The sequence below is a fragment of the Mangrovicoccus ximenensis genome (genome assembly GCF_003056725.1).
In the GTDB taxonomy this organism is placed as follows: Bacteria; Pseudomonadota; Alphaproteobacteria; order Rhodobacterales; family Rhodobacteraceae; genus Mangrovicoccus; species Mangrovicoccus ximenensis.
In genome coordinates this window covers 36,797-47,116 of the sequence record NZ_QBKZ01000012.1, presented here as the reverse complement: position 1 = coordinate 47,116, position 10,320 = coordinate 36,797, and the positions used below count along the sequence as shown (strand labels likewise).

The 10,320-nt window shown below is 66.8% G+C and carries 7 protein-coding genes and 5 pseudogenes; 9 read left to right on the top strand and 3 right to left on the bottom strand.

Annotated features, from left to right (window positions below):
* Nucleotides 1-139: 139 nt before the first annotated feature.
* From C7T91_RS35655 to C7T91_RS13340, 4 genes and pseudogenes are all read left to right on the top strand, one after another.
* Nucleotides 140-692: pseudogene (locus C7T91_RS35655) on the top strand (CvpA family protein); the annotation flags it as partial.
* 475 nt (nt 693-1,167) lie between these two features.
* A pseudogene (gene purF / locus C7T91_RS13350) lies at nt 1,168-2,538 on the top strand (amidophosphoribosyltransferase); the annotation flags it as partial.
* A 184-nt stretch (nt 2,539-2,722) separates the two neighbouring features.
* Nucleotides 2,723-3,043, top strand: a pseudogene (locus C7T91_RS13345) (transposase); the annotation flags it as partial.
* A 228-nt stretch (nt 3,044-3,271) separates the two neighbouring features.
* Nucleotides 3,272-3,934: an androgen-induced gene 1 family protein gene (locus C7T91_RS13340; protein ID WP_108259674.1), complete on the top strand. Its 663-nt coding sequence runs from the start codon at nt 3,272-3,274 to the stop codon at nt 3,932-3,934.
* Here C7T91_RS13340 and C7T91_RS13335 read toward each other — a convergent pair.
* Complete coding sequence (locus tag C7T91_RS13335) at nt 3,892-4,755, bottom strand: SDR family oxidoreductase (RefSeq protein ID WP_108259673.1); 864 nt, start codon at nt 4,753-4,755, stop codon at nt 3,892-3,894. The two genes, C7T91_RS13340 and C7T91_RS13335, sit on opposite strands and share 43 nt — an antisense overlap.
* Before the next feature lie 4 nt (nt 4,756-4,759).
* Nucleotides 4,760-5,410: an outer membrane protein gene (locus C7T91_RS13330; protein ID WP_236638222.1), complete on the bottom strand. Its 651-nt coding sequence runs from the start codon at nt 5,408-5,410 to the stop codon at nt 4,760-4,762.
* Nucleotides 5,411-5,731: 321 nt separating this feature from the next.
* On the opposite strand from C7T91_RS13330, the gene petA reads away from it, so the two are divergent.
* The 5 genes and pseudogenes from petA to C7T91_RS13305 all read left to right on the top strand — a co-directional run.
* Complete coding sequence (gene petA / locus C7T91_RS13325) at nt 5,732-6,295, top strand: ubiquinol-cytochrome c reductase iron-sulfur subunit (protein ID WP_108259671.1); 564 nt, start codon at nt 5,732-5,734, stop codon at nt 6,293-6,295.
* Nucleotides 6,296-6,309: 14 nt separating this feature from the next.
* Nucleotides 6,310-7,662, top strand: coding sequence for a cytochrome b (gene petB / locus C7T91_RS13320; protein WP_108259670.1), 1,353 nt, complete (start codon nt 6,310-6,312; stop codon nt 7,660-7,662).
* A gap of 17 nt (nt 7,663-7,679) precedes the next feature.
* Nucleotides 7,680-8,489 carry a cytochrome c1 gene (locus tag C7T91_RS13315; protein ID WP_108259669.1) on the top strand — a complete coding sequence of 270 codons (810 nt, stop codon included), beginning with the start codon at nt 7,680-7,682 and terminating at the stop codon, nt 8,487-8,489.
* A gap of 140 nt (nt 8,490-8,629) precedes the next feature.
* Nucleotides 8,630-8,893: a hypothetical protein gene (locus C7T91_RS13310; RefSeq protein ID WP_108259668.1), complete on the top strand. Its 264-nt coding sequence runs from the start codon at nt 8,630-8,632 to the stop codon at nt 8,891-8,893.
* 72 nt (nt 8,894-8,965) lie between these two features.
* Nucleotides 8,966-9,391 (top strand): annotated as a pseudogene (locus tag C7T91_RS13305) (chorismate synthase); the annotation flags it as partial.
* Here C7T91_RS13305 and C7T91_RS13300 read toward each other — a convergent pair.
* Nucleotides 9,291-10,286: pseudogene (locus C7T91_RS13300) on the bottom strand (mechanosensitive ion channel family protein); the annotation flags it as partial. The pseudogenes C7T91_RS13305 and C7T91_RS13300 overlap by 101 nt on opposite strands.
* Nucleotides 10,287-10,320: the final 34 nt, after the last annotated feature.

The window sequence follows — 10,320 nt, the reverse complement described above, 5'->3', positions numbered from 1 at the left end:
CTTGGTTTCAGAAACGCGCTGGCCCCTGCGGGCGGCCGGCTCAGCGAAACCTCGGGTCTGAGCGTCTCTCAGGTGTCGGACCTCCCCGCCTTCGTCGGAGAGCAGTTCGGCGCGGGCTGACANTCGAAGGAGTGAGTGCATGGACGGGTTTACGCTGTTGGATGCGGGGGTGGCGGTCGTCATCCTGCTCTCTGCCCTGCTCGCCTATTCGCGCGGCATCGTCCATGAATCCCTGGCGATCCTCGGCTGGGTTGCCGCCGCGGTGGTCGCCTATCTCTTCGCCCACCAGGTCGAGCCGCTGGTCCGCGAGATCCCCTATGTCGGCCAGTTCCTGCAGGACAGCTGCGAACTCTCGATCATCGCCGCCTTCTGCGTGGTCTTCGCGCTCTGCCTGATCGTGGTGTCGATCTTCAGCCCGCTCTTCGCCTCGCTGGTGAAGAACTCCGCGCTCGGCGGCGTCGACCAGGGGCTCGGCTTCCTGTTCGGCGCGCTGCGCGGCATCCTGCTCGTGGCGGTCGCGCTGCTGGTCTATGACCGCGTGGTCGTGTCCTCGACCTTCCCGATCNATCGACGACAGCCGCACCGCGCGGGTCTTCGCCGCGGTCGAGCAGGACCTGGAATCCAGCATCCCGACCGACGTGCCCGGCTGGATCCTCGGCCGCTACGAAACCCTCGTGGGCACCTGCGGCGCCTGNATCCCGCTGCCCTNCTGCGGATGCGGCGACGGCNATACCGGCGGATCTCCGGGCANTCCCCGCGCCGNAATCTCCGGCCTGACGCAGACAAGCGATTCCGGATTGAGGGCCATCTNTCCCGGGCGGCCCCGACAGCCATGGCATTGCGCGCCACAGNCCCCGCGGCAGGTCCTCGGACCGCCTGGGAGCCGCTCCGGCACNCGCCCGCGGCCNACNCCGGCTGGCGCGAACCGCAAGCCAGGCCCAGCNCGTCACGATTGTTTNGCTCGGGCGAGCTTCTATANTGATCCTTTCGTGACACCCGGAAACTTTCGGGTTAAGGGAGGCCGACCTCNCCAAAATCCGGATTCGGAGCCCCTTGCCCATGCGCGATGCGACCGAGACCCACGGCGCCGACAACACCCGCGGTCTTTCCTGCGAACAGACCCCGTCGGAGCCTGTCTTCTTCAGCAACCCTTTCGACGATGACAAGCTGCGCGAAGAGTGCGGCGTCTTCGGCGTGATCGGCACCGCGGATGCCTCCAGCTTCGTCGCCCTCGGGCTGCACGCGCTGCAGCACCGCGGCCAGGAAGCCGGCGGCATCGTCACCCACGCCCCCGGCATCGGATTCAACTCCGACCGCCGCTTCGGCTATATCCGCGACAACTTCACCTCGCAGGACGTGATCAAGCGCCTGCCCGGCCCGCTCGCGATCGGCCATGTGCGCTATTCCACCGCCGGATCGAAGGGCAACACCCAGATCCGCGACGTGCAGCCGTTCTTCGGCGAATTCTCCATGGGCGGCGCGGCGATCGCCCATAACGGCAACATCACCAATGCCGAGGAACTGCGCCGCGAGCTGATCGAGCGCGGCTCGATCTTCCAGTCCTCCTCGGACAGCGAATGCATCGTCCACCTGATGGCGCGCTCGCTGCAGAAGGACATCCCCGAGCGGATGAAGGACGCGCTGCGCCGCGTCGAGGGCGCCTTCTCGGTCGTCGCCATGACCCGCACCAAGCTGATCGGCGTGCGCGACCCGCTGGGCGTGCGTCCGCTGGTGCTCGGCCGCCTCGGCGAAGGCTGGGTGCTGTCGTCGGAAACCTGCGCGCTCGACATCATCGGCGCCGAGTTCATCCGCGAAATCGAGCCCGGCGAGATGGTCGTCATCTCCGAGAAGGAAGGCGTCAAGAGCCACTTCCCGTTCAACCGCGTGCCCGGCCGCTTCTGCATCTTCGAGCATGTCTATTTCTCGCGCCCCGATTCGATCCTCGGCGGCCGCTCGGTCTACGAGACCCGCCGCCAGATCGGCGTTGAACTGGCCCGCGAAGCCCCGATCGAGGCCGATCTGGTCTGCCCGGTTCCGGACAGCGGCACTCCCGCGGCGGTCGGCTTCTCGGCGGAATCGGGCATTCCCTTCGCGCTCGGCATCACCCGCAACCAGTACATGGGCCGGACCTTCATCGAGCCGACCGAGCAGATCCGCAACATGGGCGTCCGGCTGAAGCTGAACGTCAACCGCGCGCTGGTGCGCGGCAAGCGGATCATCCTGGTCGACGACTCGGTCGTCCGCGGCACGACCTCGCGCAAGATCAAGGAGATGATCCTCGATGCCGGCGCGGCCGAAGTGCATTTCCGCATCGCTTCGCCGCCGACCGCCTGGCCGTGCTTCTACGGCGTCGACACGCCCGACCGCGACAAGCTGCTGGCGGCGCGCATGTCCGAAGAGGAAATGCGCGACTATCTGGGCGTCGACTCGCTGAAATTCATCTCGCTCGATGGGCTCTACCGCGCGGTCGGCGAGGCCGAGGGCCGCAACCCGGCGGCGCCGCGCTACTGCGATGCCTGCTTCTCCGGCGAATATCCGGATGGCGAGCCGCGCCATGACGGCCACGGCTGGCTTGGCGCGGCGGCCCAGCCAGCCGCGCGCCATGGCTTCGGAAGCGAGGATCTTGCCGTAGGGCGCCGCCAGCGCGAAGACCGCGACCAGCAGCGCCAGCGCCCGGTCGGTCTGCCACAGGCTGGCAAGGCCCGCGGACACGATCATCGATGCCCTCCCGCCCTTGCCCTTGGCGGCCCGGCTGTCGATCGCCTTCGACCGCGGATTCGAGATTGCTTCGTTGCGCGAACTCGGCACCGGCATGGGCACGGAAACTTGGTTCTGCGACCCGCAGGCACCCTGGCAGAAGGGCCAGATCGAGACCCTGAACCTCCGCGTGCGCCGCTACCTGCCCCGGGATATCGCGGTGGCAGCGCTCCCGAACCGATCCATGAGGTCGATCTGCGACCGCCTCAACGCCACGCCGAGGAAATGCCTCGGCGACCGGACGCCGGCCGAGGTGTTCCGCGAGGAACGCGCCAGGCTGATCTGAACCAAGACCGGTGTCGCAACCGGGTTGGATCTCACCGCTGGCCCTGGGAGAAATTCTCGTATCGTCTCTGGACCGCGGTCGATCTTCCCGCCCGGGTGTCCTGGGAAAAGATGCCAAGCGGGGCGAGTCCGGGCAACGGCCCGAATGGCAACGGCATTTGCGGGCTTTGGCAAGCGGGCGCAGCTGCGCTAGGTATGTGCTGCCATCTGTCTCTGTCTGGAACTGGCCATGTTGTCCCGCGCGTCCCGCTACCGGCTCTTCGTCCTGATCCTCGCCCTGTTCTACACGTGGGAAGTCGCGCGCTCGGCAGATTACGCCGCCTTCGGCGCCCAGTTCAGATACCTGACGATCTGGGCGCAGACCGGAAACCTGCTTGCCGCTGCCGCGATGCTGGTGCCGCGCTGGGGCCGGCCCGACGGCCGGCTCGACACGCTGCTGTCGCTGCTGGCGATTCTCAACGCGCTGGTCGTCATCTCGTACTGGCGGCTGTTCTTCATCGACCCGTCGCTGGTCAATGGCGAGACCGCGCCGAAGCCCTACCGCGAATACTACCTGCATCTCGTCGGGCCGCTGCTGATGTGGGTCGACCTGTTCCGGCTGAAGCGGGGCTTCCGCCGGATGGCGCCGGTGGCGGGCGGGCTCCTGGCGATGGTGCTGCTCTATACCGGCTGGGCAGAGATGCTGGTCGGGCCGCTCAATGCCGAGCCGGCCGGCAGCGTCACCTCCGGGCTGCCCTATCCGTTCCTCAACGACATGGCGCCCGGCGCGCGGGCCGGATTCTACGGGGCGACCTTCGCCGGGGGCGTGGTGCTGATTCCGGTCTTCTGGGGCATTGGCCGGCTCTGCCGCTATGTTTCTTCGGCGAGGAGCGCGGCCAGGCCGCTGCGGTAATCCGGATAGAGCAGGTCGACGCCGAGCTCCTTCTTGATCCGGTCATTCCGCACCCGCTTGCTCTCGGCATAGAAGCTGCGCGCCATCGGCGTCATCTCGGCCTCGTCGAAGGGGATTGCGGGCGGGACCGGCAGGCCGAGCAGCTCGGCGGCATGGGCGATGACGTCCTCCGGCGGGGCGGGGTCGTCGTCGCACAGGTTGTAGGCCGCGCCCGGATTGGGGCGGGCGATCGAGGCCTCGAGAACCTGGGCGATGTCCTCGACATGGATGCGGCTGAACACCTGCCCGGGCTTGATGATTCGCCGTGCCGTGCCCTGGCGGACCTTCTCGAACGGGCCGCGGCCGGGGCCGTAGATGCCCGCGAGGCGGAAGATGTGCAGCGGCAGGCCGGTTTCCGCGGCCAATGCCTGCCAGGCGGCTTCGGCCTCCATCCGCCAGCGGCCGCGCCGCGTCGAGGGCGCGAGCGGAGTCGATTCGCCGACCCAGCCGCCCTGATGGTCGCCATAGACGCCGGTGGTGGAGAGATAGCCGAGCCATGCGAGGCTGCTGCCGCGCGCGCCGATCTCCGGGGCGAGGCGGCGCAGCACAGGGTCGCCCTCGGCATCGGGGCCGGCCGAAACCAGAATGTGAGTCGCTCCGGCGATGTCGCGGGACAGGTCGCTGCCGGGCCAGATCCGCGCTTCGGCACCTTGGGCTTCCAGCTGGGCGGCCCGCTCCGGGCTGCGGGTCGTGCCTATGACGCGCCAGCCGACAGGGATCAGGCGGCGCGCGAGGGCGCGCGCCGAATAGCCGTGTCCGAAGGAGAGAAGCGTTCCGGTCAGGGGATCAGAAATCGAAGCTGACGCCGATGTTCAGCGCGTTGGTGACGATGTTGGTTTCCAGCTCGCCGCCGCCGTCAAGATCCACCTTGTTCTGCGAATAGGTGCCCTTGTACTCGCCGAAGACCTTCCAGTTCTCGCTGATCGGGTAGCTGACGCCCGCGACCCACTGCACGGCCGGGCCGCCATACTGGTATTCGAAGGTCCGCTTGCCGGTGGTCTCGACTTCGACATGCGGCACCGAAATGCCGAGACCGCCGCCGATATACGGGGTCCAGTCGCGGGTCACGCCGGGGAATCGGCGGAACACGTTGGCCGTGATGATGTTCAGGCCGTCGGTGAATTCCAGCGTCTCGAAGTCGTTGTCCTTCAGCGTGTCCTTGTCGGCGTAGACCTTGTTGTGGCTGTAGTCGAGGCCGTAGCCCAGAACGTCCGACTGCCACCAGATGCCGCGCACGCCCCAGTAGGGAGGCATGCTGCCCGATTTTCCTTCCCAGCCGGCGGTGAAGTCGAAATCGCCGACGCCGGAGGGGTCGTCGCCCTTCACGGTCGAATGCGGCGAGGTCTGCCAGCCGCTGTAGACGCTCAGCTCGAACTCGGCCTGCGCGGCGCCTGCCGCTGCGATGGCGGAAATTGCGACGAAGGAGGCTGTGAGCATGCGGAGCGTCATCGGGGTCAGTCCGGGTATCTGGGCCATTCGAGAATGGGATCTAAGGTGTTTACAAACTATGACGATTTCGCCGCATCCGAAAGGCGCGTCCACGATCCGCGAAGACATTTTTCTCTATGTTGCAAAATAGCCCGCGAGCGTGTCTTGTGGCTGCGCCGATGGGGTGCAAGTCCCCTGCGTCGTTTCGACCCAACGTGCTAGATTGTCTGCTAGACGGTCTGGCGACAGATGCATATTCACGCACCACCGCCTCAACGGGACTCAAGAAATCCGAATGTGGTGGTCCGTTAAACAACTCGGAGATTAGTCGTGTCCCACGCAGACGATCACGAAGGCACCCGCCGCGATTTCCTATATTATGCGACCGCCGGAGCGGGTGTCGTGGCCACCGGTGCCGCGGTCTGGCCGCTCGTGAACCAAATGAACCCCAGCGCGGATGTGCAGGCCCTGTCGTCGATCCGCGTCGATGTCAGCGGGGTTGCCACCGGCACGCAGCTGACCGTGCAGTGGCTGGGCAAGCCGGTCTTCATCCGCCACCGCACCCCGGAGGATATCGAATACGCCAAGGGCGTGCCGCTTGGCGACCTTCCCGATACCAATGCCCGCAATGCCAACCTGGCGGATGCGGCGGCCGAGGCGACGGACGAGAACCGCGCCATGCCCGGCAACGAGGCATGGCTGGTGATGATGGGTGTCTGCACCCATCTGGGCTGCGTGCCGCTCGCCAATGCCGGTGACTACCATGGCTGGTTCTGCCCGTGCCACGGCTCGCATTACGACGCCGCCGGGCGCATCCGCCGCGGGCCCGCGCCCCAGAACCTGCCGGTTCCGGTCGCTGCCTTCGAAGACGAAACCACGATCAAGCTCGGGTAAGGGAGAGAGACGGGATGTCCGGAATTCCTCACGACCATTACGAGCCCAAGACCGGCGCCGAGAAGTGGGTCCATTCCCGCCTGCCGATCATCGGGCTCATCTACGACACGATCATGATCCCCACGCCCAAGAACCTGAACTGGATGTGGATCTGGGGCATCGTGCTTGCCTTCTGCCTGGCGCTGCAGATCATCACCGGCATCGTCCTGGTGATGCACTACACGCCGCATGTCGACCTGGCCTTCGCCTCGGTCGAGCACATCATGCGCGACGTCAACGGCGGCCACATGCTGCGCTACCTGCACGCCAACGGCGCGTCGCTGTTCTTCGTTGCGGTCTACCTGCACATCTTCCGCGGCCTGTTCTACGGCTCCTACAAGTCGCCGCGCGAGATCACCTGGATCATCGGCATGCTGATCTACCTGTGCATGATGGGCACCGCCTTCATGGGCTACGTGCTGCCCTGGGGCCAGATGTCCTTCTGGGGCGCGACCGTGATCACCGGCCTGTTCGGCGCGATCCCGTGGATCGGCGAGCCGATCCAGACCTGGCTGCTGGGCGGCCCGGCCGTCGGCAATCCGACCCTGAACCGGTTCTTCTCGCTGCATTACCTGCTGCCCTTCGTGATCGCCGCGCTGGTCATCGTCCATATCTGGGCGTTCCACCACACCGGAAACAACAACCCCTCGGGCGTTCCGGTGCGCACGACCGATAAAGACACCGTGAAGAAGGACACGCTGCCCTTCTGGCCGTATTTCGTGATCAAGGACCTCTTCGCGCTCGCCGTGGTGCTGGTCGTCTTCTTCGCGATCGTCGGCTTCATGCCGAACTACCTCGGGCACCCCGACAACTACATCGAGGCCAACCCGCTGGCGACGCCCGCGCATATCGTGCCGGAATGGTACTTCCTGCCGTTCTACGCGATCCTGCGCTGCTTCACCGCCGATGTCTGGGTGGTGATGTTCGCCAACTGGATCTCCTTCGGGATCATCGACGCCAAGTTCTTCGGCGTGATCGCCATGTTCGGCGCGATCATCGTCATGGCGCTGGTGCCGTGGCTCGACACCTCCTCGGTGCGCTCGGGCCGCTACCGGCCGATGTTCAAGGGCTTCTTCTACGTCTTCTGCGTGGATTTCGTGGTGCTGACCTGGGCCGGCGCGATGCCTGCCGAGGGCATCTACCCGATCATCGCCCTGATCGGCTCCACCTACTGGTTCGCCTATTTCCTGGTGATCCTGCCGCTCCTGGGCATCTTCGAGAAGCCGCTGCCCCAGGTCGCCACGGTGGAGCAGGACTTCATCGATCATTACGGCAAGGTGAAGGAGCCCAAGAAGGGTCCGAAACCTGTCCCGACCCCGGCCGAATGAGAAAGGACGTCGATCCAATGATCCGGAAACTGACGCTCACCGCCGCTGCCGCGATGCTCTCCGTTGCCGCAAGCGGGGCCATGGCCGCCGAGGGAGGCCATATCCACGACGTGGATTTCTCCTTCGAAGGCCCGTTCGGCACCTATGACCAGATGCAGCTGCAGCGCGGCCTTCAGGTCTATACCGAGGTCTGCGCGGCCTGCCACGGCCTGAAATTCGTGCCGATCCGCACGCTGGCAGACGAGGGCGGCCCCGCGCTGCCCGAGGACCAGGTCCGCGCCTATGCCGGGCAGATGGAAGTGTTCGACCCCGAGCTGGATGATTTCCGGCCGCGGACCGAAACCGACCATTTCCCGGAATCGGCCCTGTCCAATGCCCCCGACCTCAGCCTGATGGCGAAGGCGCGGGCCGGCTTCCACGGGCCGCTGGGCACCGGTCTCAGCCAGCTGTTCAACGGCATCGGCGGGCCGGAATACATCGTCAACATCCTCACCGGCTATACCGGCGAGGAGCGCGAGCAGGCCGGCGCGCTGTTCTACGAGAACACCGCCTTCCCGGGCGGCTGGATTGCCATGCCGCCGCCGCTGATGGACGACCTGGTGGAATATGCCGACGGCCATCCGGCGGACATGCACCACATGGCCGAGGACGTCTCGGCCTTCCTGATGTGGACCGCCGAGCCGAAGATGATGGCGCGCAAGGAGGCCGGCTTCACGGCCGTCGTCTTCCTCGTGATCCTCTCGGCGCTGCTCTACCTGACCAACAAGCGCATCTGGGCGCCGCACAAGAAGGCGGCCAAGAAGGCGCTGAACACCCCGGCGGAGTGATCCGCCCGGGCTGACGGACGAAGGCGCGCCCTGCGGGGCGCGCCTTTTTTGTGCCGGGCTGCGGCGATCCGCGGCCATCCGGGGCGCCGGCCGATATGTTTTCCTGAATGCGATTGCGTTTCCACGAAGGACACCCTGCCATGCCCCGTCTTGCCGCCCTCTGCCTGCCCGCCGCTGCGCTCCTCGTCCTCGGCAACTGCTCCGCCGGGCCGTCGGAGTCCGGCTCCGGCGATCCCGGCGCCCTTGCCTGCCGCGAGGGGGTCCATGAAAGCGAGGATGTCGATCTCTCCTGGACCTCGGCGCGGCCTGCGGGACCCGGCGCCTACGACGTTTTCGTCGGCGCCGAGTCCTTCCGCTGCACGGTCGGCAGCGGCGACAGCGTCACCTCCCTGACCCGGACCTGAGGCGGCGTCCGGCCTGTTCCGGCTTGAGCGGCGGGCCTGTCCCGGCTAGACCCCGCGCAAAGGAGCCCGCCCATGAGCCTGAACAGTTTCGGTCACCTCTTCCGCGTCACCACCTGGGGCGAAAGCCACGGGCCCGCGCTCGGCGCGACCGTCGACGGCTGCCCGCCCGGCGTCCCGGTGACGGCAGAGGCGCTGCAGGTCTGGCTCGACCGGCGCAAGCCGGGACAGAACAAGTTCACCACCCAGCGGCGCGAACCCGACGAGGTGGAGATCCTCTCCGGCGTGTTCGAGGGTGTCTCGACCGGCACCCCGATCCAGCTGATGATCCGCAACACCGACCAGCGTTCGAAGGATTACGGCGACATCGCCGAGAAATTCCGTCCGGGCCATGCCGACATCACCTACTGGCAGAAATACGGCATCCGCGACTACCGCGGCGGCGGGCGCTCTTCGGCGCGCGAGACCGCGGCGCGGGTCGCTGCGGGCGGCATCGGGCGGCGGCCGCGCGGCCCGCCATGATCGGGTGGCGGTTCGGCCCGCCCGCCTCGTGCAGCCAGACATCCTGCTGCGGGAACGGGATCTGGATGCCTTCCTCGACGAAGCGGCGGACGATCTCGTGATTGATGTCCGACTTGACGTTCAGCAGGAAGTTGATGTCGCGCAGGATCACCCTGACCTCGAAATCCATCGAGGACGGGCCGAGCCCCATGAACAGGATCTGCGGCGGCGGCGAGATCGTGACCATCGGATGCGCCTCGGCAATCTCCTGCAGGATGCGCTCGACCTTGCGGGTGTCGCTGCCATAGGCGACGCCGACCGGCACGATGGCGCGGCCGATCAGGTTGCCGCGGGTCCAGTTGGTCACCACGCCCGAGACGAGGTCCGAGTTCGGCACGGCGCGCACCGAGATCGCCCGCACATAGCCCATCTGGGTGCCGACCTCGATCCAGTCGCCTTCGGAAACCGGCCGCTCGATCAGCAGGATGATGCCCGAGACGAAATTCGACACGATGGTCTGCAGGCCGAAGCCGATCCCGACCGAGAGCGCGCCCGCGACGATGGCGATGCTGGAAAGGTCGAGCCCGGTCGAGGAAAAGGCGGCGAGCCCCGCGAGGAAGAAGCCGATATAGCCGGTGCCCGAGGTGATCGCCCGCTGCGCGCCGATCTCCATCCGGGTCTTCGGCAGGATGGTCTGCGACAGGAGCCCCTGGGCGAAGCGGGTCAGCGCATAGCCGATGCCGAAGACCGCGATGAAGGCCAGCACCAGATGCGGCGAGACCTGCACCCCGCCCATGCTGAAGCCGGTGCGCGCCGAGGTCCAGACCTCGCTCAGATCGGCCGAGCGCGCGCCCCAGAGCAGCGCGAGGAGCGGCACCGCGGCGACATAGAGCACATTGCTCCGGACGGCGGGCTCGAGGCCCGGGACG

Coding starts and splice junctions, on each gene's coding strand:
- C7T91_RS13340 (WP_108259674.1), top strand. CDS start 3,272: ATGTTGTCCCGCGCGTCCCGCTACCGGCTCTTCGTCCTGATCCTCGCC.
- C7T91_RS13330 (WP_236638222.1), bottom strand. CDS start 5,410: ATGCTCACAGCCTCCTTCGTCGCAATTTCCGCCATCGCAGCGGCAGGC.
- petB (WP_108259670.1), top strand. CDS start 6,310: ATGTCCGGAATTCCTCACGACCATTACGAGCCCAAGACCGGCGCCGAG.
- C7T91_RS13315 (WP_108259669.1), top strand. CDS start 7,680: ATGATCCGGAAACTGACGCTCACCGCCGCTGCCGCGATGCTCTCCGTT.
- C7T91_RS13310 (WP_108259668.1), top strand. CDS start 8,630: ATGCCCCGTCTTGCCGCCCTCTGCCTGCCCGCCGCTGCGCTCCTCGTC.